The organism is Streptomyces sp. MBT53 (genome assembly GCF_016654115.1).
Lineage (GTDB): Bacteria > Actinomycetota > Actinomycetes > Streptomycetales > Streptomycetaceae > Streptomyces.
This window is the reverse complement of sequence record NZ_JAEQAZ010000147.1, coordinates 17,015-41,441: the sequence shown is the minus strand read 5'-3', so window position 1 is coordinate 41,441 and position 24,427 is coordinate 17,015. Positions and strand designations below refer to the sequence as shown.

20 protein-coding genes, 1 pseudogene and 1 riboswitch are annotated in these 24,427 nt (G+C 68.5%); of the genes and pseudogenes, 9 read left to right on the top strand and 12 right to left on the bottom strand.

Going from position 1 to position 24,427, the window contains the following annotated elements; all coding sequences use genetic code 11:
- Nucleotides 1-15 precede the first annotated feature (15 nt).
- The 4 genes and pseudogenes from JHN45_RS37405 (at nt 16) to JHN45_RS37390 (ending at nt 4,633) form a co-directional block, all read left to right on the top strand.
- Nucleotides 16-1,016, top strand: a pseudogene (locus JHN45_RS37405) (tetratricopeptide repeat protein).
- A 192-nt stretch (nt 1,017-1,208) separates the two neighbouring features.
- Nucleotides 1,209-1,859 carry a peptide deformylase gene (gene def / locus JHN45_RS37400; RefSeq protein ID WP_200710822.1) on the top strand — a complete coding sequence of 217 codons (651 nt, stop codon included), beginning with the start codon at nt 1,209-1,211 and terminating at the stop codon, nt 1,857-1,859.
- A gap of 309 nt (nt 1,860-2,168) precedes the next feature.
- Nucleotides 2,169-3,266: an epi-isozizaene synthase gene (cyc1, locus tag JHN45_RS37395; protein ID WP_201054014.1), complete on the top strand. Its 1,098-nt coding sequence runs from the start codon at nt 2,169-2,171 to the stop codon at nt 3,264-3,266.
- Nucleotides 3,263-4,633, top strand: coding sequence for a cytochrome P450 (locus tag JHN45_RS37390; RefSeq protein WP_201054012.1), 1,371 nt, complete (start codon nt 3,263-3,265; stop codon nt 4,631-4,633). Before cyc1 ends, JHN45_RS37390 begins: the two co-directional genes overlap by 4 nt.
- A gap of 16 nt (nt 4,634-4,649) precedes the next feature.
- On the opposite strand, the gene JHN45_RS37385 is transcribed toward JHN45_RS37390, so the two are convergent.
- Nucleotides 4,650-5,612, bottom strand: coding sequence for a GlxA family transcriptional regulator (locus JHN45_RS37385; protein ID WP_200710819.1), 963 nt, complete (start codon nt 5,610-5,612; stop codon nt 4,650-4,652).
- A gap of 93 nt (nt 5,613-5,705) precedes the next feature.
- Between JHN45_RS37385 and JHN45_RS37380 the strand changes: the two genes are divergently transcribed.
- Nucleotides 5,706-5,864, top strand: a complete 159-nt coding sequence (locus tag JHN45_RS37380; RefSeq protein WP_200710818.1) for a hypothetical protein — start codon at nt 5,706-5,708, stop codon at nt 5,862-5,864.
- Here the strand turns inward: JHN45_RS37380 and JHN45_RS37375 are convergent.
- From JHN45_RS37375 to JHN45_RS37330, 10 genes are all read right to left on the bottom strand, one after another.
- A complete protein-coding gene (locus JHN45_RS37375) occupies nt 5,839-6,300 on the bottom strand; it encodes a hypothetical protein (protein WP_200710817.1) in 462 nt (153 codons plus the stop codon). The genes JHN45_RS37380 and JHN45_RS37375 overlap by 26 nt on opposite strands.
- Before the next feature lie 126 nt (nt 6,301-6,426).
- The gene (locus JHN45_RS37370; RefSeq protein ID WP_201054004.1) at nt 6,427-8,511 is read right to left on the bottom strand and encodes a putative Ig domain-containing protein; all 2,085 of its coding nucleotides are present in this window, start codon (nt 8,509-8,511) and stop codon (nt 6,427-6,429) included.
- Nucleotides 8,512-8,792: 281 nt separating this feature from the next.
- Nucleotides 8,793-9,800 (bottom strand): ribonucleotide-diphosphate reductase subunit beta, encoded by a 1,008-nt coding sequence (locus JHN45_RS37365; protein WP_200710815.1) that lies wholly within the window; start codon nt 9,798-9,800, stop codon nt 8,793-8,795.
- Between the two features lie 56 nt (nt 9,801-9,856).
- Nucleotides 9,857-12,265 (bottom strand): ribonucleoside-diphosphate reductase subunit alpha, encoded by a 2,409-nt coding sequence (locus JHN45_RS37360; protein ID WP_374195664.1) that lies wholly within the window; start codon nt 12,263-12,265, stop codon nt 9,857-9,859.
- A 144-nt stretch (nt 12,266-12,409) separates the two neighbouring features.
- Nucleotides 12,410-12,487, bottom strand: a riboswitch (cobalamin riboswitch).
- A 77-nt stretch (nt 12,488-12,564) separates the two neighbouring features.
- The gene (locus tag JHN45_RS37355) at nt 12,565-13,071 is read right to left on the bottom strand and encodes a GNAT family N-acetyltransferase (RefSeq protein WP_201053996.1); all 507 of its coding nucleotides are present in this window, start codon (nt 13,069-13,071) and stop codon (nt 12,565-12,567) included.
- 105 nt (nt 13,072-13,176) lie between these two features.
- Nucleotides 13,177-14,787, bottom strand: a complete 1,611-nt coding sequence (gene mctP / locus JHN45_RS37350; protein WP_201053993.1) for a monocarboxylate uptake permease MctP — start codon at nt 14,785-14,787, stop codon at nt 13,177-13,179.
- Nucleotides 14,784-15,047, bottom strand: coding sequence for a DUF3311 domain-containing protein (locus JHN45_RS37345; protein ID WP_200710812.1), 264 nt, complete (start codon nt 15,045-15,047; stop codon nt 14,784-14,786). The genes mctP and JHN45_RS37345 overlap by 4 nt, the downstream gene beginning before the upstream one ends.
- Before the next feature lie 151 nt (nt 15,048-15,198).
- Entirely contained in the window at nt 15,199-15,399 is a 201-nt protein-coding gene (locus JHN45_RS37340; protein WP_200710845.1) for a YbdD/YjiX family protein, read from the bottom strand.
- Nucleotides 15,371-17,512: a carbon starvation CstA family protein gene (locus JHN45_RS37335; RefSeq protein ID WP_201053991.1), complete on the bottom strand. Its 2,142-nt coding sequence runs from the start codon at nt 17,510-17,512 to the stop codon at nt 15,371-15,373. The genes JHN45_RS37340 and JHN45_RS37335 overlap by 29 nt, the downstream gene beginning before the upstream one ends.
- Nucleotides 17,513-17,613: 101 nt before the next feature.
- Nucleotides 17,614-18,378, bottom strand: a complete 765-nt coding sequence (locus tag JHN45_RS37330) for a GntR family transcriptional regulator (protein ID WP_019072168.1) — start codon at nt 18,376-18,378, stop codon at nt 17,614-17,616.
- A gap of 309 nt (nt 18,379-18,687) precedes the next feature.
- Here JHN45_RS37330 and JHN45_RS37325 point away from each other — a divergent pair, with 309 nt between their 5' ends.
- From JHN45_RS37325 to JHN45_RS37310, 4 genes are all read left to right on the top strand, one after another.
- Nucleotides 18,688-19,974 carry an extracellular solute-binding protein gene (locus JHN45_RS37325; protein WP_201053990.1) on the top strand — a complete coding sequence of 429 codons (1,287 nt, stop codon included), beginning with the start codon at nt 18,688-18,690 and terminating at the stop codon, nt 19,972-19,974.
- A 163-nt stretch (nt 19,975-20,137) separates the two neighbouring features.
- On the top strand, nt 20,138-21,121 hold the full coding sequence (locus JHN45_RS37320; protein WP_200710809.1) for a carbohydrate ABC transporter permease: 984 nt from the start codon (nt 20,138-20,140) through the stop codon (nt 21,119-21,121).
- Nucleotides 21,118-21,981: a carbohydrate ABC transporter permease gene (locus JHN45_RS37315; RefSeq protein WP_019072171.1), complete on the top strand. Its 864-nt coding sequence runs from the start codon at nt 21,118-21,120 to the stop codon at nt 21,979-21,981. Before JHN45_RS37320 ends, JHN45_RS37315 begins: the two co-directional genes overlap by 4 nt.
- A 9-nt stretch (nt 21,982-21,990) precedes the next feature.
- A complete protein-coding gene (locus JHN45_RS37310; RefSeq protein ID WP_201053988.1) occupies nt 21,991-23,523 on the top strand; it encodes a glycoside hydrolase family 3 protein in 1,533 nt (510 codons plus the stop codon).
- Between the two features lie 90 nt (nt 23,524-23,613).
- On the opposite strand, the gene nagB is transcribed toward JHN45_RS37310, so the two are convergent.
- Entirely contained in the window at nt 23,614-24,399 is a 786-nt protein-coding gene (gene nagB, locus JHN45_RS37305) for a glucosamine-6-phosphate deaminase (RefSeq protein ID WP_201053986.1), read from the bottom strand.
- Nucleotides 24,400-24,427: the final 28 nt, after the last annotated feature.

Below are 24,427 nucleotides of genomic sequence, written 5' to 3'. Positions count from 1 at the left end.
TGGCAGGCGGGAATCGTGAGGATCTTCGGCAAGGGACGGCACCGGCCCTCCGCCTCCTGGCGGCAGGCCACAGACCGCGCGTTCACGCTGATCGGCGACGGTCGCTACGAGGACGCGGGCGCGTTGCTGACACGTGCCGCCGATCTTGAACCCTGGCTGTCCGAGTCCTGGTTCAACCTCGCCCTCCTGCACAAGTTCCGGCACGACTGGGAGCAGGCCCGCACGACTGGGAGCAGGCCCGGGCGGCCGGGCTCCGCGCGGTCGCGCTGCTGGAGCGGGAGGCCGGCGCGCCCGACTGGTGGAACGTGGGCATCGCGGCCACCGCCCTCCAGGACTGGCCGCTGGCCCGGCGGGCCTGGCAGGCGTACGGGCTGCGGGTGCCGGGCGGGGTCACCGCGGCGGGCGAACCGGCCGGGATGGACCTCGGCAGCGCGGCCGTACGGCTCTCTCCCGAGGGCGAGGCCGAGGTGGTGTGGGGGCGGCGGCTGGATCCGGCGCGGATCGAGGTGCTGTCCATTCCGCTTCCCTCGTCCGGGCGACGCTGGGGTGAGGTCGTCCTGCACGACGGGGTGCCGCACGGCGAGCGGACGACCGCGGCCGGGCACTCCTACCCGGTCTTCGACGAGATCGAGCTGTGGGCGCCGTCGCCCGTGCCCACGTGGGTGGTGCTGCTCGAAGCTGCCGCCGAGGCCGACCGGGATGCGCTGGAGCAGTTGGCGGCGGACGCCGGGTTCGCGGCGGAGGACTGGTCGTCCTCGGTGCGGTTGCTGTGCCGGATGTGTTCGGAGTCGCGGATGCCGTCCGACGAGGGTGACGGGGAGCATCTCGATCCGCACGATCACAGTGAGCCGGGGCATCCTGGGCCGCTGGGGCATCGGACGGATGGGCAGCTGTGGGTGCCGGAGCGGGAGTGTGGGCTTGCGGCCCCCGCGTCGCTCGTGAGGGGGCTGTTGGACGGGTGGGTTGCCGACAGCCCGGATTCGAGGGACTGGCGGGATTTGGAAGAGGTCTGCTGAGGCCGGTGGGTCGCTGCGGGTCCGTTGTGGCTGGTCGCGCAGTTCCCCGCGCCCTGAAAGACAGGGCGTTGTCGCTGGTCGCGCCCGCGCGGCGGAGCCGCACATATGCACAGCCCCGCGCCCCTGAACGAACTCCACGTACCCTGTATCAGCAACTCACCCCCCTTGGTTTTCAGGAAGGCGTTCGTCGGCATGGCGCAGCAGGACACCGATCAGCAGCACGTGGGCGTGCTTCCCGTGGACGACGAGGGGTTTGTCGTCGACACCGAGGGGACCGAGGAGCGTGAGGCGGCCTGGCGGGAGCGGGGGACCTCGCGGGCGATCACGGTCGTCGGGAATCCGGTGCTGCACAAGGAGTGCGCGGACGTCACCGAGTTCGGCGCGGAGCTGGAGACGCTGGTGGCGGACATGTTCGCCTCGCAGCGCACCGCCGAGGGTGTCGGCCTCGCCGCCAACCAGATCGGCGTGAGCCTGAAGGTCTTCGTCTACGACTGCCAGGACGACGAGGGCAAGCGGCACGTCGGTGTCGTCTGCAATCCCAAGCTGGTCGATCTGCCCGCCGACAAGCGGCACCTGGACGAGAGCAACGAGGGGTGTCTGTCCGTGCCGACCGCGTATGCGCCGCTCGCGCGGCCCGACTACGCCGAGGTGACCGGGCAGGACGAGCGCGGCAACCCGATCAAGGTCCGCGGCACCGGCTACTTCGCCCGGTGTCTGCAGCACGAGACCGACCACCTCTACGGCTACCTCTACATCGACCGGCTCTCCAAGCGCGACCGCAAGGACGCGCTGCGGCAGATGGCCGAGAACGAGCCCCGCTACGCCGTGGTCGCCAACGACTGAGCCCCGGCGAGTCCCAGGGAGTCCCAGGGACGATCACAACCCCCTTACGTACGGCGTCTGTTCAGGTGCACCTCCCTGACCAGGCGCCGTTCGCATGTCCGTCGCACATTCGATCGTTTCTGCTCTTGTAGTGATCCAGAATCAGTCACACAAGGATGGATTCTCGGCACTTGGGGGTAGTGAAGGGAGCAAATCCGTTCCCAGAACGGTCAGTTGTGGTGCTGAATGGGAAGTGCGGGGATACGCAACGGCGCACGCCCGGCACAGCGGGAGGGGCGTGTGCAACTGGCTGCTGAGAGGGGTTTGTTCGTGCCTGCTTTCTCGTACAGCACCACAACGGCATCGACGTCGGCAGCGACGGCGATCGCGGTTCCACCATCGCTCTCTCTCCCGGTGATCGAGGCGGCGTTTCCCCGGCGACTGCATCCGTATTGGCCGAGGCTCCAGGAGAAGACACGCGTCTGGCTGCTGGAAAAGCGTCTGATGCCGGCGGACAAGGTACGCGAATATGCCGACGGTCTTTGCTACACGGACTTGATGGCCGGGTACTACTTGGGCGCACCGGACGAGGTGCTCCAGGCGATAGCGGACTACAGCGCGTGGTTCTTCGTCTGGGACGACCGCCATGACCGGGACATCGTGTACGGCCGGCCCGACGCCTGGCGGCGGCTGCGGTTCCGCTTGCACGCGGCGCTGGACTCACCACGCCACCACCTGCTTCACCCGGATCCCCTGGTCGCCGGGTTCGCCGACAGCGTGTTGCGGATCTACTCGTTCCTCCCGGCCACCTGGAACGCGCGGTTCGCCCGGCACTTCCACGCCGTGATCGAGGCCTACGACCGGGAATTCCGCAATCGCTCCGAGGGGATCATTCCCACGGTCGAGGAATATCTCGCACTGCGCCGGCTCACCTTCGCGCACTGGATCTGGACGGATCTGCTGGAGACGAGCGCGGACTGTGAACTCCCGGACGCGGTGAGGAAACACCCGGGATTTCGGCGGGCGGCACTGCTCAGCCAGGAATTCGCCGCCTGGTACAACGACCTCTGCTCGCTGCCCAAGGAAATCGCGGGCGACGAGGTCCACAATCTCGGAATCAGCCTCATCAAACACGAGGGGCTGACTCTTGAGGAAGCGGTCGCCGAAATAAGGCGCCGCGTCGAGGAATGCATCGCCGATTTCCTCGTCGCGGAACAGGAGACCTTACGGCTCGCCGACCGCCTCGACGACGGCACCGTACGCGGAATGGAATTGAGCGCCGCCGTGCGGTCCTGTCTCGGCAATATGCGGAACTGGTTCAGTTCCGTCTACTGGTTCCACCACGAGTCCGGCCGTTACATGGTCGACAGCTGGGACGACCGGTCCACACCCCCGTACGTCAACAACGAAGCGGCAGGTGAGAAATGACCGTCGAGTCTGTGAAGCCCGCGCCCCCCGAGGCGCCGGAACCGCTGGAGCCGCCCGTCGCGGGCGGCGGAGTCCCGCTGCTCGGCCACGGCTGGAAACTGGTCCGCGACCCGCTGGCCTTCATGGCCCGGCTGCGCGACCACGGTGACGTCGTACGACTTCGCCTCGGCCCCAAGACGGTGTACGCCGTCACCGCGCCGGCCCTCACCGGGGCGGTCGCGCTGAGCCCCGACTACATCATCGCGGGCCCGCTGTGGGAGTCCCTGGAGGGACTGCTCGGCAAGGAGGGGGTGGCCACCGCCAACGGACCCACCCACCGGCGCCAACGGCGCATCATCCAGCCCGCGTTCCGGCTCGACGCGATACCCGGCTACGGGCCGATCATCGAGGAGGAGGTGCACGCCCTCACCGAGCGCTGGCAGCACGGCGGGACGATCGACTGCACCTCCGAGGCCTTCCGGGTCGCCGTGCGGATCGCGGCCCGCTGTCTGCTGCGCGGCGACTTCATGGACGAGCGCGCCGAGCGGCTGTGCGCCGCCCTCGCCACCGTCTTCCGGGGCATGTACCGGCGGATGGTCGTCCCGGCCGGACCGCTCTACCGGCTGCCCCTTCCGGCCAACCGCGAATTCGACCGGGCGCTGGCCGATTTGCATCTCCTCGTCGACGAGATCGTCGCCGAACGCCGGGCATCTGGTCAAAAGCCGGACGATTTGCTGACAGCGCTGCTGGAGGCGACCGACGAGAATGGCGAGCCGATCGGGGAACAGGAGATCCACGACCAGGTCGTCGCGATCCTCACCCCCGGAAGTGAAACCGTGGCGTCCACGATCATGTCGCTGCTCCAAGTCCTGACCGAGCACCCGGAACACACCGACAAGGTATGTGCGGAAGTTGAATCCGTGACGGGCGGACGCCCGGTGGCATTCGACGACGTCCGCGCGCTCACCCACACCAACAATGTCCTCGTCGAGACACTGCGCCTGTGGCCCGCCGTATGGATATTGACGCGGCGGGCGGTCACCGACACCGAACTGGGCGGCTATCGGATTCCGGCCGGGGCCGACATCATCTACAGCCCCTACGCGATCCAGCGCGACCCGCGGTCGTATGCGCACAACCTGGAGTTCGACCCCGACCGCTGGCTTCCGGAACGGTCCAAGGACGTACCGAAGTTCGCCATGAGCCCGTTCAACGTGGGCAACCGGAAGTGTCCCAGCGACCACTTCTCGATGGCCCTGCTGAGCCTGTTCACGGCGGCGGTGGCGGCGAAGTACCGCTTCGAGCTGGTGTCCGGCTCCTACGACACCACCCGCGTCGGCATCACCCTCCATCCGCACCGGCTGATGCTCAGGCCGATCCCCAGGTGAGACGAGAGGCGTGCGTTCAGGCGGCTTCCGGGCCCCTGAACGTGCGCCGGTAGGCGTTCGGGGTGGTGCCCAGGGCGCGGACGAACTGGTGGCGCAGCGCCGGCGCGGTGCCGAAGCCGGTGCGCCAGGCGATCGCGTCCATCGTCTCGTCCGTCCCCTCCAGCAACTGCTGCGCCAGCAGCACCCGTTGACGCAGGATCCAGCGGTACGGCGTGGTCCCGGTCTCCTGCTGGAAGCGGCGGGCGAAGGTCCGCGGTGACATGTGGGCGCGGGCGGCGAGCTGTTCGACGGTGACCTCCTGGTCGAGGTGCTCCGCCATCCACACCAGCACCTCGCCCACCGTGTCGCACTGCGAGCGCGGCAACGGCCGCTCGATGTACTGGGCCTGCCCGCCGTCGCGGTGCGGCGGTACGACCATCCGCCGGGCGATGGCGTTGGCGACCTCGGGCCCCTGCTCCGTGCGCACGATGTGCAGACAGGCGTCGATACCGGCCGCGGTGCCCGCCGAGGTGATCACCGGGCCCGCGTCGACGTACAGCACGTCCGGCTCCACGACGATCTTCGGATACCGCCGGGCCAGCAGCTCGGCGTGATGCCAGTGCACCGCGCACCGCCGCCCGTCCAGCAGCCCGGCGGCGGCCAGCACGAACACCCCCGAGCAGACGCTGAGCACCCGGGCACCCCGGTCCACGGCCCGCCGCAGCGCGTCGAGCAGCTCCTCCGGATACTCCCGCGCCGCGTAGGTCGCACCCGCCGGTACGGCGATCAGGTCCGCGCTCTCCAGCCGCTCGAGCCCGTGCTGGACCGCCAGCGAGAAGCCCGCGTGGGTGGCGAGCGTCGGCCCCTCGGCCGAGGCGACCGCGAAGTCGTAGACCGGCAGACCCTCGTCGCTGCGATCGAGGCCGAACACCTCGCAGACGACGCCGAGTTCGAAGGGATGGACTCCGTCGAGCAGGACCACGGCCACGTTTTTCAGCATGCTGTTAGTGTGCGCCGGATCTGGCAGTAAATCGAGGGTGTACGGCAGTACTGCCACTCACGGTAAGGAGCGTAAGTCGCGACACTGGTGTCTATGAACGCAGCCATGGACAACCTCATCGCCCTACTGACCGTCCTCGGCATCCTCGTCGCCGTGGCCTTCCCGTCGCTGCTCGGCATCGCGCACGAGCGGCGCATCGACCGTCAGATCCGGACCGCCCACCGGATCATGACGTCGTCACCACGACGGTGACCGACCACTCCTGAATGCCCTTGCAGGAGATCTTGTGCGGAGCGGTCGCACACAGCGGCCGGGACGACGTGAGCTTCACGGTCCCGGCCGAGACCGCCTTGAACGCGTTGCTCGCGTCGCCGGGCCGGATCAGGATCCCGCTGTTGGTGGCCTCCAGGCCGCTGCCCGCGGTCTTGACCTGGGCCCACGGCCGGGACGCCGTCCCGTCCAGCAGGATCCGGACCGTGCTGCCGGTCGTCAGACAGAACGTGCCATTGTCGTCGGTGGAGGCGAGCGTCTCCTTCGACGTACAGGCCGACCTGCTCTTGCTCGGTGTGGGGGACGAGGACGGCGACACGCTGTTGCTGCCGGTGTCGGACTTCGTGCCGCCGCAGCCCGTGAGGGCGAGTGCCAGGGCGGCTACGGCGAGGGACGGAGCGAGGATGGATCGGCGCATGGGGGGCCTCCTTGCTCCTTTGACGTGTCACGGACGCATCCGGATCCGCCGTGAGAAGTGAAGTATTCGTGGACATGACAGAGCCCCGGCCGCTGCGAGACGGCCGGGGCTCAGCTCATGAGGAGGTCAGCTGGTCGTCACGGCGGTGTCGTCGAGAACGAAGCTGGTCTGGAGCGAGGAGTCCTCGACCCCGCTGAACTTCAGCGTGACCGTGGTACCGGCGAAGGCCGACAGGCTGAAGGACTTCGCAACATAACCGGTGGCCGCGTTGAGGTTGGAGTACGTGGCCAGGGTGGTCGATCCGGCGGTGACCGTCAGCTTGTCGTACGCCGTGCTGGTGGTGGTCTCCGCGGTGTCGACGTGCAGGTAGAAGGTGAAGGTCGTGCCGGTGCAGCCGCTCGGGATCGTCACCGACTGGGACAGCGTGTCGGTGTGGGTCGAGCCGTAGCCGTCGAGCCAGGCCTTGTAGGAGCCGGTGCGGGCGGCCTCACTGCTGGAGTTGGTGATGACACCGCTGCTCGCGGTCCAGGTGGTGTTGCCCGACTCGAAGCCCGGGTTGCCGAGCAGCTGGGTCGAGGTGCAGGAACCGCCGCCGGAGGTGCTGACCGTCCAGGTGAAGGAGGCCGAGCCGGAGGCGCCGGTGGAGTCGGTCGCGGTCACCGTCACGGCGTAGGTGCCGGCGGTGGACGCGGTGCCGGAGATCAGCCCGGTCGAGCTGCTGATCGACAGACCGGTCGGCAGTCCGCTCGCGCTGTAGGTGAGGGTCGCGCTCGCGCTGTCGGTGGCCGAGATCTGGAGGCTGGCCGTGGAACCGGTCGCGGTGGACTGGCTGCCCGGGTTGGTGACGGTCACCGTGTTGCCGGTCGTGGTGCCGGCGGTGAAGGCGGCGGTGCCGTCCGGGGTGCCCCAGCCGGTCGGGCCGTCGTAGCCGGTGCCCGCGGTGCAGAAGTAACTCGTCGAGCAGGAGCCGTTGTTGCCGCTCGTGACGTCGTACAGGTTGCTGGTGTGGGAGTAGGGGTACTTCGCCGGGTAGTCACTGGAACTGGGGGTGCCGGCCAGCGCGTAGACGCCCGCGATGATCGGGGAGGAGGCGCTGGTGCCGCCGTAGACCGCCCAGCCGGAGCCGCCGTAGGTGTCGTAGACGGCCACGCCGGTGGCGGGGTCGGCGACGGCGGAGACGTCGGCCTCCATGCGCTTGGTGCAGCCCGTGTCGGTCTGCCAGCTCGGCTTCGCGTCGTAGGCGGAGCAGCCGGAGCCGGTGCCCTCGGTGGAGCTGGTCTTCCAGACGGACTCGGTCCAGCCGCGGGTGTTGGAGGAGGTGGACAGGGCCGTGCCGCCGACTGCGGTCACGTACTGGGAGGTTGCCGGGTACTCGGCGCCGTAGGCCTCGTCACCGGAGGAGACGGTGATCGCGACACCCGGGTGCTTGAAGTACGAGGTGTCCTCGGAGGTCTGCGAGGAGGACTCGGAGCCGCCCCAGCTGTTGGAGACGAACTTCGCGCCCAGGGCGACGGCCTCGTTCTCGGCGGTGCCGAGGTCGGAGTCGGTGGCCGAACTGGCCTCCACCAGAATGATGTTGCAGTTCGGGCAGACCGCGCTGACCATGTCGATGTCGAGCGCTTCCTCGCCCGCCCAGCCGGTGTCGTTCGTCGGCAGGGAGGTGGTCGAGCCGGTCTGGCTGACCTGCTTGAAGCAGCCGCTGGCCACCGTGCAGGCCGACAGGCCGAAGTTCGAGCGGTAAGTGGCCAGGTCGGAGGCCGCGTTGGGGTCGTTGTACGCGTCGACCACCGCGACCGTCAGGCCGGAACCGCCGGTCGAGGGCAGCGCGTACGCGCTGTGCAGGTTGGCCGGGCTGAGGCCGGAGACCGCGGCGGCGGCGTCCGGGTGCACGGCGGCGGCGAGCTGCTGCTTGATGTCGGTGCGCCGCTGGGCGAAACAGGCCGCCGAACCGGGGGCCGCCTTCGCGCACAGGTGCTCGGTCGGCACCTTCTGCCCGGCCTTGCCGGTCGAGTGGACGGCCTGGGCCGCGGGGGCGGTCAGGGCCTTGGCGTTCTGGGTGACCTTGGAGACCTGGGCGGACTGGGTGGTGGCGTGGGGGACGGTCTGCGCACCGGCGGGCGTAGCGGCCACCAGGCCGAAGACGCTCAGGGCGAGGGCGGGTACGGCGGCGCTCAGTAGTCTTCGCAGGCTTCGTCTGGGCTTCTCACGCATGGGGGTACTGCCTCCGTCGAGTCGATTGGAGTGGGGTTCCTCGGCGTGGTGGCAGGCCTGTGACGCGCGTAGCGGCGGCGTTGAACGTCGTCATGGGCATGACACTTGGAACGTTCTGTGATGCCGTTGTGCATGACATGGACAGGACGGGCAGAACGTAGCCGGGGCGGCACGACCGCGAACAGATACCCCTCAAGAACTTTGCCGCCCCATAGAAACTCCATGGACGGCCCATGGAAGCTCCATGGGCCGTCCGCGAAGTAAGAGGCAGATAAGCGGAGTTAGAAGTCCTCGTCCAGGTCGACCGTGCCCTCCACGGCCACCTGGTACGCCGACGGGCGGCGCTCGAAGAAGTTGGTCAGCTCCTGCACACCCTGCAACTCCATGAAGGAGAAGGGGTTCTCGGACCCGTACACCGGGGCGAAGCCCAGCCGCTGGAGGCGCTGGTCGGCGACGCACTCCAGGTACTGGCGCATCGAGTCGGTGTTCATGCCCGGCAGGCCCTCACCGCACAGGTCGCGCCCGAACTGCAGCTCCGCCTCGACGGCTTCGCGCAGCATGTCGGTCACCTCCTGCTGGAGCTGGTCGTCGAACAGCTCCGGCTCCTCCTTGCGGACGGTGTCGACCACCTCGAACGCGAAGGACATGTGCATCGTCTCGTCGCGGAACACCCAGTTGGTGCCGGTGGCCAGACCGTGCAGGAGACCCCGGCTGCGGAACCAGTAGACGTACGCGAACGCGCCGTAGAAGAACAGGCCCTCGATGCACGCGGCGAAGCAGATCAGGTTGAGGAGGAAGCGGCGGCGGTCGGCCTGGGTCTGGAGGCTGTCCAGCTTCTCGACCTCGTTGATCCACTTGAAGCAGAACTCGGCCTTCTCGCGGATGGAGGGGATGTTCTCCACCGCGTCGAAGGCGGCCGCCCTGTCCTCCGGGTCCGGGAGGTAGGTGTCGAGCAGCGTCAGATAGAACTGGACGTGCACGGCCTCCTCGAAGAGCTGACGGCTCAAGTACAGCCGCGCCTCGGGGGAGTTGATGTGCTTGTACAGCGTCAGCACGAGGTTGTTCGCCACGATCGAGTCGCCCGTCGCGAAGAACGCGACCAGCCGCCCGATCATGTGCTGCTCGCCCGGCGTCAGCTTCGCGAGGTCGGCGACGTCCGAGTGGAGGTCGACCTCCTCGACGGTCCAGGTGTTCTTGATCGCGTCCCGGTAGCGCTCGTAGAAGTCCGGGTAGCGCATGGGGCGGAGGGTCAGCTCGAAGCCCGGGTCGAGAAGGTTCTTGGCAGTCATATCTGTCGGCGCGAAGCGCTGTCCTTCAGGGGCGGTGGTCGGGCGACGGGTGGGCATTACTGGCAGGCCTCGCAGGACTCGGGGTTTTCCAGGGAGCAGGCGACCGCGTCTTCGTCGGGCGTCAACTGCTGTACGGGGACGGTGGGTTGGGCCTGGGCCGCGCGGGCGATGCGGGTCGCCGGGCGGGAGCGCAGGTAGTACGTCGTCTTCAGGCCCTGCTTCCAGGCGTACGCGTACATCGAGGAGAGCTTGCCGATCGTCGGCGTCTCCAGGAACAGGTTCAGGGACTGGGACTGGTCCAGGAACGGGGTGCGGGCGGCGGCCATGTCGATCAGGCCGCGCTGCGGGATCTCCCAGGCCGTGCGGTACAGGGCACGGACCTCGGCCGGGATCCAACTGAACGCCTGCACCGAGCCGTTGGCGTCCCGCAGCGCCTCCCGGGTGCGGGCGTCCCACACGCCGAGCTGCTTCAGCTCGTTCACCAGGTACGAGTTGACCTGGAGGAACTCGCCGGACAGCGTCTCGCGCTTGAAGAGGTTCGAGACCTGCGGCTCGATGCACTCGTAGACACCCGCGATGGACGCGATGGTGGCGGTGGGCGCGATCGCCAGCAACAGGCTGTTGCGCATGCCGACTTGGGCGATACGTTCCCGCAGCGCGGCCCAGCGCTCCGGCCAGGTGAGTTCCACGTCGTAGTGGTCGGGGTGCAGAACGCCCCGGGCCGTACGGGTCTTCTCCCAGGCCGGCAGCGGGCCGTTGCGCTCGGCGAGGTCGGCGGAGGCCTCGTACGCGGCGAGCATGATGCGCTCGGCGATCCGGGTCGAAAGGGCCTGCGCCTGGGGGGAGTCGAAGGGGACGCGGAGTTTGAAGAACACGTCCTGGAGGCCCATCGCGCCCAGACCGACCGGGCGCCAGCGGGCGTTGGAACGGCCCGCCTGCTCGGTCGGGTAGAAGTTGATGTCCACGACCCGGTCGAGGAAGGTGACGGCGGTGCGGACGGTCTCGTCCAGCCGCTCCCAGTCGATGTCACCCTCGACCACGAACGCGCCCAGATTCACCGAGCCCAGATTGCAGACCGCCGTCTCGCCGTCGTCCGTGACCTCCAGGATCTCCGTGCAGAGGTTCGAGGAGTGGACGGTGTGGCCCGGCTCGGCCGTCTGGTTGGCGGTGCGGTTGGCCGCGTCCTTGAAGGTCATCCAGCCGTTGCCGGTCTGCGCGAGGGTGCGCATCATGCGGCCGTAGAGGTCGCGGGCCGGGATGGTCTTCTTCGCGAGGCCCGCTGCCTCGGCCTTGCGGTAGGCCGCGTCGAACTCGTCGCCCCACAGGTCGACCAGCTCGGGCACGTCGGCCGGCGAGAACAGCGACCAGGTGCCGTCCTCGTTCACCCGGCGCATGAACTCGTCCGGGATCCAGTGCGCCAGGTTCAGGTTGTGCGTACGGCGGGCGTCCTCACCGGTGTTGTCCCGCAGCTCCAGGAACTCCTCGATGTCGGAGTGCCAGGTCTCCAGGTACACCGCGGCGGCACCCTTGCGCCGCCCGCCCTGGTTCACCGCGGCGACCGAGGCGTCCAGCGTCTTCAGGAACGGGACGATGCCGTTGGAGTGCCCGTTCGTGCCCCGGATCAGCGAACCGCGGCTGCGGATACGGGAGTACGAGAGTCCGATGCCACCCGCGTGCTTCGAGAGGCGGGCGACCTGGTGGTAGCGGTCGTAGATGGAGTCCAGCTCGTCCAGCGGGGAGTCGAGGAGGTAGCAGGACGACATCTGTGGGTGCCGGGTGCCGGAGTTGAAGAGGGTGGGGGAGGAGGGGAGGTAGTCGAGGCGGCTCATCAGGCGGTAGAGCGCGGCTACTTCGTCCAGGGCGCGGGTGCTGTCGTCCTCCGCGAGACCGGCCGCCACGCGCAGCATGAAGTGCTGGGGCGTCTCGATGACCTTGCGGGTGATCGGGTGCCGGAGGAGGTAGCGGCTGTGGAGTGTGCGTAGGCCGAAGTAGCCGAAGCGGTCGTCGCCCTCGGTGTCGATCAGCGCGTCGAGGCGGGCCGCGTGGAGGGTCACGAAGTCGGCGGTGCGGTCCGCGATCAGGCCCTCGCGGTGGCCCACGGCGACGGACTCGGTGAACGTCGTGACGCCCTGGGAGGCGGCCTCGGCGGCGATATTGATCGTCAACAACCGGGCGGCGAGACGGGAGTAGACCGGGTCCTCGGAGATGAGGCCGGCGGCGGCCTCCGTGGCCAGTTCGCGCAGTTCCGTCTCGTCCGCGTGCGCGGACCGGCCGCGCAACGTGGCGGCGGCGACCCGGCCGGGGTCGGCGTCGGGAAGGTCGGCGGTCAGCTCGGTCAGGGTCCGCAGGATCGCGGCACCGGGACCGTCGGCTCCGGGAACGGTGGTTCCCGGCATGTCGGTTCCGGTCGCGATCGCCTCGTTCGCCTGGATCGCTGATGCCGGCTCTGCTGGCGCGATGGTCACGGTGGGGCTCTCCCTCGCTCGGCACGGGGCCTTGCGGAGGGCAGGCGGCAGCTCACGAGCGCACGGGGCGTCGCGTCCACCGGCCCACTCCACGAGGCCCGGACGTCATGCGCCCTGACCGGGTGGCCGGGCGCGCCGTCGGCAGGTCCTCGGACTGACCAGGCGTGCATATGCACGCAAGTACACCGTTGCGGGACAGTTCCGGATTCGCACCGGATTCCCCTGCGGCGACAGCGAGCATGAGCATACATCTTGTGCCGGGCTGTCGTGGCACCCCCAGATGTTGTGTCGCGGCTGTTTCAGAGCGTCAACTTGTAAGTGAGGAGAGTGATCTCGTCCAGCTCCGGCAGGGGGTTCCAGTCGCGCTCCGGGGTGCGGGTGAAACCGAGGCGTTCGTAGATGCGGTGGGCGGCACGCATGGTGCGCTGGGTCGACAGGACGATGGCCGTGCAGCCCGCGGTGGCCCGTGCGCGGTCGATGCAGGCGCGGACGAGGGCCTCGCCGGCGCCCTTGCCGCGGGCCTCGCGGGCGATCGCCAGCATGCGGATCTCGGCCTCGCCTTGTCGCGCGATGTCTGCCATGGGGCCGCCGGACGGGACGAAGGTCACTCCGCCGAGGAGGTGGTCGTTCTCGACGGCTACGAGGACGTCCGCTGCGGCGGCTCGTTTCGCTACGGCTCTCAACTCGCCCAGGTATTCGTCGCTTTCGCCGAAGTCGAGGAGGCCGTCCTGTAGGTACGCCTGGGCTGTGATCTCGCCTAGGTCTTCGTATTCGGTGGGGTCTGCTGGGCGGATGAGGATGTTCATGGGGATGAGTGTGTACGACAACGGGCCGCCGTTTTTCTTGCTGTCGGCGGCCCGCTGCGGGTTCGTTGTGGCTGGGCGCACAGTTCGCCGCGCCCCTGGGTGGGGTTAGTGAGCGGCGCCGGCAGTCGCCGGAGGCAGCTCCACCTCCACCCCCGGGTCGCCCGCGTCCGCCGTGTAGTCCGCCGGGCTTGTCTCGTCCACGCCCTCCGGGGCCTTCGCCGCCTTCAGGATGAACGTCAGGACCACCGTCACCGCCACGTTCAGGACGAACGCCGTCAGACCGATGTAGCCGATCTCGCCGATCCCCGGGATCTCCTTGGACGAGCCGCCGAAGTGGTCCTGGGTCGGAGAGGCGACGCCGTAGGCCGCGAGGGTGCCGTAGAGCATGCCCACCGCCCAGCCCGCCAGGAGGGCCCAGCGGTGGAACCAGCGGGTGAAGAGGCCGCCCACCAGGGACGGGAAGGTCTGGAGGATCCAGATGCCGCCCAGGAGCTGGAAGTTGATGGCCACTGTCTTGTCCATCGTCAGGACGAAGGCCAGGGCGCCGACCTTCACCAGGAGGGAGACCAGTTTGGAGACCTTGGTCTCCTGGGCCGGGGTCGCGGCCGGGTTGATGAAGTCCTTGTAGATGTTGCGGGTGAAGAGGTTCGCCGCCGCGATGGACATGATGGCGGCGGGGACGAGCGCTCCGATGCCGATCGCCGCGAAGGCCACGCCCGCGAACCAGTCCGGGAACATGTTCTCGAAGAGCTGCGGGATGGCGAGTTGGCCGTTGGTGACCTTGACGCCCGCCGCGATCGCCATGAAGCCGAGCAGCGCCAGCAGGCCCAGCATCAGTGAATACAGCGGCAGGATCGTGGTGTTGCGGCGGATCACGTTGCGGCTCTTGGAGGAGAGCGTCGCCGTGATCGAGTGGGGGTACATGAAGAGGGCGAGTGCCGAGCCCAACGCCAGCGTGGCGTACGTCCATTGGCCGGCCGGGGCGGGGACGAGTCCGCCCGCTCCCGCCGCCTTGAACTTGGCTCCCGCCGCGCTGAAGATGTCGTCGAAGCCGCCGAGCTTGATCGGGATGTAGATGATCGCCACGGTGATGACGATGTAGATCAGGCCGTCCTTCACGAACGCGATCAGCGCGGGGGCGCGCAGGCCGGACGAGTAGGTGTACGCGGCCAGCACGGCGAACGCGATCAGCAGCGGCAGATCCTTCACGAACCAGTTGGAGTTGGCGCTGCCGCCCACGCCCATGACGTCCAACACGGCCTGGATGCCGACCAGTTGGAGCGCGATGTACGGCATCGTCGCGAGGATGCCGGTGACCGCCACCGCCAGCGAGAGGCTCTTGGAGCCGAAGCGGCCGCGCACGAAGTCGGACGTCGTCACGTATCCGTGCTTGTGCGACACCGACCAGAGGCGGGGCAGGAACGTGAAGATCAGGGGGTACACCAGGATCGTGTACGGCACCGCGAAGAAGCCGGCCGCGCCCGCCGCGTAGACCGCCGCGGGGACGGCGACGAACGTGTACGCGGTGTAGAGGTCGCCGCCGAGCAGGAACCAGGTGACCCAGGTGCCGAACGACCGTCCGCCCAGGCCCCATTCGTCGAGGCTGTGCTCGTTGTCGGCCCGGCGCCAGCGCGCGGCCAGGAAGCCCAGGACCGTGACGGCCAGGAAGAAGAAGATGAAGACGCCGAGAGCGACGCCGTTCACGCCGTCGTTCACCGGTTACCTCCATGACGGGCGCGCTGGTCGCGCTGCCAGAGCTTGTAGGCGGTCATGGTCAGCGCCGTCGAGATCAGCACCCACAGCATCTGGTACCAGTAGAAGAACGGGATGCCGATGAACGCGGGGTCCGTCTTGGCGTAGGAGCCGACCCAGAGCAGTGCCACGAAGGGTGCGAACAGGCACACCGCGATGACGACGCGGACCGGGGTCACCACCGGTGCGGTCACTTCGGGCGGAACTTCAGGCACATCTGACATTTCGCGGCTCCCGTCCCCTCACTGATCACCTGTGTAACGCGCAGGCAATGTAGGTCACGGCATCACGCGAGCGAAAGACCCCGTCCGCATATCGTCATGTCGATTTAGTGAAACCCTGACATCGGTGTCAAAAGCAGGGGTCCGGCATGGGTCAGCAGCAGCGGAAACCCTGCCTCGGGTCGGCTTCCTGACGGTCCGTCCGCATGCGTTCGAAGTCGCGCCGGCTCGGGACCTCCGCGTCCGGATGGTCCCGGCGTACGTGTGCGACGTACCGGTCGTAGGCCGATTCATCGGTCAACTCCCGGACGTACCAGCGCACTCCGCTAGTCGCCCGCCTGAGCACCGACCACATCACGTGCCGCCTCCTCCTTCTCCTCCCGGGTCGGGATCAGCCCGGCCGGTGCCACGATCTTCGACTCGACGTACGGCGTCTCGCTCAGCGTGGAGAGCGCCGGGCGGCGGATGTGCCGAACGCAGATCCGAAGGGCGTCCGCGATCACGACCACGACCAGCACCGCGAGAATGGCCGAAAGCACTCCGTCCACCGTGGAGTTGGTGACGACGGTGTGCATGTCGTCCATCGACTTGGCGGGTGGCAGTACCTTGCCCGCGTCGATCGCGTCCTGGAACACGGACCGTTGCTTGAAGAAGCCGACCTTGGGGTCGCTGGAGAACACCTTCTGCCAGCTCGCGGTCAGTGTGACCGTGGCGTCCCAGGCGAGTGGAATCCCGGTGATCCAGGCCCACTTGAGGCGGCCGGACTTCACCAGGAGGGTGGTGCAGACGGCCAGGGCGACGGCGGCGAGCAGCTGGTTGGAGATGCCGAAGATCGGGAAGAGCTGGTTGATCCCGCCGAGGGGTTCGTGGACGCCGACCCAGAGGAAGTAGCCCCACAGCGCGCACACGATCGCGCTGGTGAGGGCCAGGCCCGGCTTCCAACTCACGTTCTTGAACGGGCGGTAGAGGTTGCCCAGCATGTCCTGGAGCATGAACCGGCCCACCCGGGTGCCCGCGTCCAGTGCGGTCAGGATGAACAGTGCCTCGAACATGATCGCGAAGTGGTACCAGAAGGCGCGCAGACTCCCGCCGGTGACCTTGGCGAAGATCTCCGAGACACCGACCGCGAGGGTGGGAGCGCCGCCGGTGCGGGAGAGCAGGCTGGCCTCGTCGACGTTCTTCGCGGCCTGCGCGAGGTCGGCGGGGGAGATGTGATAGCCCCAACCGGTCACCACCTGCGAGGCGTTCTGCACGGTCGTGCCGATCGCGCCCGCCGGTGCGTTCATCGCGAAGTACAGGCCGGGGTCGATGATGCTCGCGGCGACCAGCGCCATGATCGCGACCGACGACTCCATCAGCATGGAGCCGTAGCCGATCATCCGGATCTGCGTCTCCTTCTGGATCATCTTCGGCGTCGTACCGCTCGATATGAGCGAGTGGAAGCCGGACAGCGCCCCGCAGGCGATCGTGATGAAGACGAAGGGGAAGAGGGAACCGGCGAACACCGGGCCGTTGCCGTGCTTCGCGAACTCGGTGACGGCGGGCATCTTCAGGTCGGGCAGGGCGACGACGACCCCGATCGCCAGCAGGGCGATGGTGCCGATCTTCATGAAGGTGGAGAGGTAGTCGCGCGGCGCGAGCAGGGTCCAGACGGGGAGGATCGAGGCGATGAAGCCGTACGCCACCAGCCAGATGACCAGCGTCGAGGGCGCGAGCGTGAAGGTGCCGGCCCAGGACGACTCGGCGACCCAGCGGCCCGCGACCAGGGCGAGCAGCAGCAGGGCCACACCGATCAGGGAGACCTCGGAGACGCGGCCGGGGCGGAGTACCCGTAGATAGAAGCCCATCAGCAGGGCGATCGGGATCGTCATGCCGATGGAGAAGGTGCCCCAGGGGGAGGAGGCCAGCGCGTTCACGACGACCAGGGCCAGCACACCGAGCAGAATGATCATGATGGCGAAGGTGGCGAGCAGCGCGGCGGCGCCGCCGAAGGGGCCTATCTCCTCGCGGGCCATCTGCCCAAGTGACCTGCCGTCGCGCCGGGTCGAGAAGAACAGCACCACCATGTCCTGGACCGCGCCCGCGAAGATGACGCCGACGATGATCCAGATCGTGCCGGGCAAGTAGCCCATCTGCGCGGCCAGTACGGGTCCGACGAGCGGTCCGGCGCCGGCGATCGCGGCGAAGTGGTGGCCCAGCAGGACGCGGCGGTCGGTGGGGTGGTAGTCGATGCCGTTGTCGAGGCGTTCGGCCGGGGTGGCCCGGGTCGCGTCGACCTTCAGGATCTTGTACGCGATGAACCTGGCGTAGAAGCGGTAGGCGATGGCGTACGAGCCGAGTGCGGCGGCGACCATCCAGGCGGCCGACACGTTCTCGCCCCGCGCCAGCGCGAGGACGGACCAGCCCGCCGCGGCGACGAGCGCGACGAGGGTCCAGACGACGATGGTTCGGACGTTCGCGGTACGCACCGGGTTGTCCTCCCGTCCATGCGGCGACGGGAGGAACGTAGAGCAACCCGGGTAACTCCGTAAGTCCCCTAGTTCTGTGGGCGCTTGAGTCGCGCCACGGACTAGTCCTGCGGGCGCTTGAGGCGGGCCACGAACTTGTAGCGGTCCCCCCGGTACACCGACCGCACCCACTCCACCGGCTTGCCCTCCTTGTCGAGGGAGTGGCGGGAGAGCATCAGCATCGGGAGGCCGACGTCGGTGCTGAGCAGGCCGGCCTCGCGCGGGGTGGCCAGCGAGGTCTCGATGGTCTCCTCGGCCTCGGCGAGATGGACGTCGTAGACCTCGGCTAGCGCGGTGTAGAGAGAGGTGTACTTGACCAGGGACCTGCGCAGTGCGGGGAAGCGCTTCGCGCTGAGGTGGGTGGTCTCGATGGCCATCGGTTCGGCGTTGGCCATGCGGAGGCGCTCGATGCGCAGGACCCGGCCGCCGGTGGTGATGTCGAGCAGGTCGGCGAGGGTGTCGTCGGCCGTGATGTAGCCGATGTCCAGGAGCTGCGAGGTGGGTTCGAGGCCCTGGGCGCGCATGTCCTCGGTGTACGAGGTGAGTTGGAGCGCCTGCGAGACCTTCGGCTTGGCGACGAACGTGCCCTTGCCCTGGATGCGCTCCAGCCGGCCCTCGACGACCAGTTCCTGAAGGGCCTGGCGGACCGTCGTGCGCGAGGTGTCGAACTCGGCGGCCAGCGTGCGCTCGGGCGGGACCGGAGTGCCGGGCGGCAGGGTCTCCGTCATGTCCAGCAGGTGTTTCTTCAGGCGGTAGTACTTGGGCACACGCGCGGTGCGGACGGTGGCCCCACCCTCGTTCTCCGCACTGCTGACGTCGGTGCTCATGCTCCGCCTTTCCGGCTCCGGGCAAGGGTCACTTCGTGATCCCTTCTGTATACCGTCGCGGTCGCTTTTGGTCTAGTCCACAAGGCCAAGTGGTCTAGTGGAGGAGAGTACTCCGGCACGGTTGTTTTCGCTGCCTTCTTACTTAAAGGTTCCTGCATATGTAGGTCCCATAACGGCTGGTCAGGGCGGTTTCGGGAACCCTTGACAGGCCTTGTGGTCTGGTCCAAGCTCCCGGTACTGGTCTACACCATTGGTTCAGGTCCCGGCCCATGGGCGGGAGGTGTGGCAGGCATCCCTGAGGAGGGTGGCGTGAAGCGCAAGCTCATAGCCGCGATCGGTATCGCGGGCATGATGGTCTCCATCGCGGCGTGCGGGGGCAACGACGACAAGAGCTCTTCGAACAGCGGCGCCGACGCCAAGGAGCTGACCGTCTGGCTCACCGTCGACGCGCAGAACAACTGGCCCGACCTGGTGAAGGCCGCCGACGCGACCGTGCAGAAGGCGCACCCCGGCGTCAAGATCAAGCACGAGTACTACGGCTGGCCCGACAAGAACACCAAGCTCGACGCGGTCCTCGCCACCGACAAGGCCCCCGACGTGGTCGAGATGGGCAACACCGAGATGCTGAGCTACATGGTCAAGGGCGCCTTCGCGCCCCTCGACGCCTCGAAGTTCACCAACTCCTCCCAATGGCTCGACGGCCTCAAGGCCTCGGTCACCTATGACGGCAAGACCTACGGCGTCCCGTACTACGCCGGTGGCCGCGTCGGCAACTGGCGTTCGGACATCGCCGCTTCGGTCGGCATCAAGGCGCCCCCGAAGACGTACACCGAGCTGACCGCCGACCTGGACAAGATCCAGAAGAAGGAAGGCGACAAGTTCAGCGCCTGGTACCAGCCCACCCGTGACTGGTACGCGGCGATGTCCTTCGTCTACGACGCCGGCGGCTCCATCGCCGCGGAGTCCGGCGGCCAGTGGAAGGGCAACCTCTCCTCGCCGGAGTCCATCAAGGGCCTCACCGAGTTCAAGAACGTCATCGACAAGTACATGCACGGTGACAAGACCAAGGACGAGTCCGACCGCTACATCGTCTACGGCCAGGGCAAGTCGGCCATGATCTTCGGTGCCGCCTGGGAGGGCGCGAGCGCGGCCGACCCGAAGGCCGACAAGACCGGCGGCAAGCTGAAGACCAGCCTCGTCAACTTCGTGATGCCCGGCCCGTCCGGCAAGAACATGCCCGTGTTCCTGGGCGGTTCGGACCTGGCCGTCCCGGTCAAGTCCAAGGCACAGGCGCTCGCCGCCGAGTGGATCAACGCCTTCACCGGTCCGTCCGGCCAGAAGGGCCTGATGGCCAAGGGCAACCTGCCCAACAACAAGACCGACCTCGCGACGCTGAAGAACGACCCCGCGACGGCGGTCCCGGCCACCGCGGCCGAGTCCAACTGGTTCGTCCCGATGGCACCGGGCTGGGGCCAGGTCGAGAAGGCTCAGGTCCTGCAGACCATGCTGCAGAACATCGGCACCGGCAAGCAGTCGGTCGAGGACGCCGCGAAGGCCGCGGACACCGCGATCGACAAGGTCATCAACACCAAGTGACCCGGGCCCTGNCTGCCGCCGAACTCCCGCCTGCCCTCCGGGCGGACGACGGGAGTTCGGCGGCAGGACCCAGCGGGGCCCTGTTGGACACCTCGGTGTTCTCGGGGCAGGGCCCCGCCTCACGTACGGCCGTACGACCTGAGGGACCGCTGAGGAGCGCGCGATGAGTGCCGACACGACCACCCCTGCCAAGGTGCCGCCGCCGCGGCAGGCGCCCCCACCGCGCGTTGCCGGCGCACCTCGCGGAAAGCGGACGGCGAGAGGCACCGGGATCCCCTGGCTGCTGCTCGCCCCCTGTCTGCTCATCCTCGCCCTGGTCATGGGCTATCCGCTGGTCCGCCTGGTCACGCTGTCCTTCCAGTCCTTCGGACAGTCCCAGCTGTGGGGCTTCAAGCCCGCCGAGTGGATCGGCTTCGACAACTTCTCCGGGATCCTCGGCGACGGCGAGTTCTGGGGCGTCGTCGTCCGCACGATCGTCTTCGCGGCCGGCTCGGTCATCTTCACGATGGTCGCCGGCATGGCCCTCGCCCTGCTCCAGCAGCGGGTCTCCGGCTGGATGAAGACGCTCATCAACATTGTCCTGGTGGCCAGTTGGGGCATGCCGGTCATCGTCGCGACCACCGTCTTCAAGTGGCTCTTCGACACCGACTACGGCGTCTTCAACGCCCTGCTCAGCAAGCTCCCCGGCATCGACATGGTCGGCCACAACTGGTTCGCCAGCGGACCGCAGGGCCTCCTCGTCATCATGCTTCTGGTGGTCTGGGGCGCGGTGCCCTTCGTGGTGATCACCCTCAGCGCCGGACTCACCCAGGTCCCCCAGGAGCTGGAGGAGGCCGCCCGGCTCGACGGCGCCGGCGCCTGGGGCGTCTTCCGGTACGTCACCCTGCCCATCCTCAAGCCGATCATCGTGATGCTCACGACCCTCTCGGTGATCTGGGACATGGGCGTCTTCCCCCAGGTGTTCGTGATGCGCGGCGGCCATCCCGAGGCCGACTTCCAACTCCTGAGCACCTACTCGTACGACCGTGCCTTCGTCGTCAACGACTACGGACAGGGCTCTGCGATCGCCCTGGTCACGGTGGTGCTGCTGCTCGGTGTCGTCGCCGTCTACATGCGTCAGATGCTTCAGATCGGAGAGGTCGAATGAGCGCGCTCACGACCGACGCGCCCCGCAGGCCGACCGGCGGGCGCAAGAAGTCCAAGCTCGGCTGGAACCTCGTCGGCCTCCTCGTCTTCCTCGTCGTCGGCTTCCCGCTCTACTGGATGGTCGACACGGCGTTCAAGCCGGCCAAGGACGCCATCGACCCGGACCCGAGCCTGCTGCCCACCGGCATCACGCTCGACAACTTCCGCCGGGCGCTGGACATCGCCGACTTCTGGGGCCCGGTCGGCCGCAGCCTGATCGTGTCCCTGTCGGTCGTCGTGATCGGCATCGTCGTCGGCCTGCTGGCCGCGCTCGCCATCTCCCGCTTCGCCTTCCGCGGCCGCAAGATCGTGATCGTCGGCATTCTCGCGGTCCAGATGGTCCCGCTGGTCTCGATGATCATTCCGGTCTTCCTGCTGCTGAACGACCTCGACCAGTACGACAAGCTCTCCGGCCTGATCATCACGTACCTGACCTTCATCCTCCCGTTCACGGTGTGGACCCTGCGCGGCTTCATCGTCAACATCCCGAAGGAACTGGAGGAGGCGGCCATGGTCGACGGCTGCTCCCGCACCGGCGCCTTCATCCGCGTCGTCTTCCCGCTGCTGGCCCCCGGCATGGTCGCCACCTCGGTCTACGGCTTCATCCAGGCCTGGAACGAGTACCTCTACGCCCTGATGCTGCTCAGCCAGGAGCACCAGACGGCGACCGTCTGGCTCGGCAACTTCACCACCAAGCACGGCACCGAATACGCCCCGATGATGGCCGGCGCCACGATGATGGCCGTGCCGATCGTCGTCCTCTTCCTCCTCGTCCAGCGCAAGATGGCCGCGGGTCTGACCGCCGGCGCTGTGAAGGGATAACGCCAACCGATGACGACATTCGCCAGCGGTACAGACACCCTGACGCGCGACGCGCTCACCGTCCTGCAGCCCGGCTTCCCCGGCACCACGGCCCCCGACTGGCTGCTGCGGCGCCTCGGTGAAGGCCTGGCCTCGGTGGGCCTGTTCGGCCGCAACATCGCGTCACCCGAGCAACTGTCCTCCCTGACCGCCCAGTTGAGGGCCGAACGGGACGACGTGCTGGTCGCGATCGACGAGGAGGGCGGCGACGTCACCCGCCTCGAGGTGCGCACGGGCTCCTCCTTCCCCGGCAACCACGCGCTCGGCGCGGTGGACGACGTGGACCTGACGAGGGAGGTGGCGTACGAACTGGGCCGCCGCCTCGCCGCCTGCGGCGTGAACCTCAACTGGGCCCCGTCCGCCGACGTCAACTCCAACCCCTCCAACCCGGTCATCGGCGTCCGCTCCTTCGGCGCCGACCCGGAGTTGGTCGCCCGCCACACCGCCGCCTACGTCACCGGCCTCCAGGCCGCGGGCGTCGCCGCCTGCACGAAGCACTTCCCGGGCCACGGCGACACGGCGGTCGACTCCCACCACGCGCTGCCCCGCATCGACGCGGAGTCCTCCGTTCTGGAGCGACGCGAACTCCGCCCGTTCCGCGCGGCCATCGCCGCCGGCACCCGTGCGGTGATGAGCGCCCACATCCTGGTCCCGACCCTGGACCCGGACCACCCGGCCACCCTCTCCCCGCACATCCTGACCGACCTCCTGCGCGGCCGGCTCGGCTACGACGGCCTCATCGTCACCGATGCCATCGAGATGCAGGCCATCGCCGCCACCTACGGCATCGAACGCGGCAGCGTCATCGCCATCGCCGCCGGAGCCGACGCGCTCTGCGTGGGCGGCGGCCTCGCGGACGACGAGACGGTACGACGCCTGCGCGACGCCCTGGTCAGCGCGGTCCGCGCGGGCGAACTCCCGGAGGAACGCCTGGCCGAAGCGGCGGAACGGGTACGGGGGTTGGCCCGCTGGGCGGCCACGGTATCGGCGTCCGCATCGACCTCCGCTACGGCCTCCGCTTCGGACGAAGGCGCCGCTCCCACGGCGGACGTGACGCGCGTCGACATCGGTCTCGTCGCCGCCCGCCGCGCCCTCACGGTCACCGGTGCCGAGGGCTTCACCCCCCTCACCGAACCGCCCTACGTCGCTCTCCTCACCCCCGTCGCCAACATCGCCGTCGGCGACGAGACGCCCTGGGGCGTGGCCGCTGAACTCGCCCGGCTGCTGCCCGGCACGGAGACGGGGAACTTCGCCGGGGAGGCTGCCGGGGATGCGGTGCTGGAGGCGGCGGGGACGCGGCGGATCGTGGTCGTGGTGCGGGACGAGCACCGGCACCCCTGGATGGTGTCCGCCCTCGACACCCTGCTGGCCGCCCGCCCCGACACCGTCGTGGTCGAGATGGGCATCCCGCAGGCCGCCCCCCGAGGAGCCCTCCACATCGCCACCCACGGCGCGGCCCGAGTCTGTGGCCAGGCCGCGGCGGAGGTCATCGCGGGGGAGTGACCTCAGGTGATACGCCGGTGCCGGGCCCACCACGAGGGAGCCCGGCACCGGTACGTACGCGCGAGGAACCCGCGCCTCAAGTCCCGCGTCTCAAATCCCCTGCCAGTCCGGCTTGTTGACGAACGTGTGCCGGAAATAGTCCGCGAGCTTCAGCTTGGACGCGGCGCCCTCGTCCACCACGACCGTCGCATGCCGGTGCAGCTGCAGCGCCGACGCCGGGCACACCGCGGCGACCGGTCCCTCCACGGTCGCGGCGACCGCGTCCGCCTTGCCCTCGCCGGTCGCCAGCAGCACCAGGTGCCGCGCCTCCAGGATGGTGCCGATGCCCTGCGTGATGACGTGGTGCGGGACCTGGCCTATGTCACCGTCGAAGAAGCGCGCGTTGTCCACCCGCGTCTGCTCGGTCAGCGTCTTGATCCGGGTCCGCGAGGCCAGCGACGAGCACGGCTCGTTGAACCCGATGTGCCCGTCGGTCCCGATCCCGAGTATCTGCAGGTCGACCCCGCCGGCCTCGCCCAGCGCCCGGTCGTACGCCTCGCACGCCGCCTGCACGTCCTCGGCCGTCCCGTCGGGCCCGAGGAACGCATCCATCCCGATCCCGAGCGGCTCCAGCACCTCACGGCGCAGCACCGAGCGGTACGACTCCGGGTGCTCGGCGGGCAGCCCCACGTACTCGTCGAGCTGGGCGATGCGCGCCCGCGAGGTGTCCACGGCGCCGGCGCGGACCTTGGCCGCCAGCGCTTCGTAGATGGGCAGGGGCGTCGAGCCGGTGGCCACGCCCAGCAGGGCGTCCGGCCTGCGCCGGAGCAGCTGTGCCATGGCCTCGGCGATCAGCTCGCCGCCCGACTCGGCGTCCGGAACGATGACAACTTCCACGCGGGGCCTGCCGTTCTGAAGAGAATCA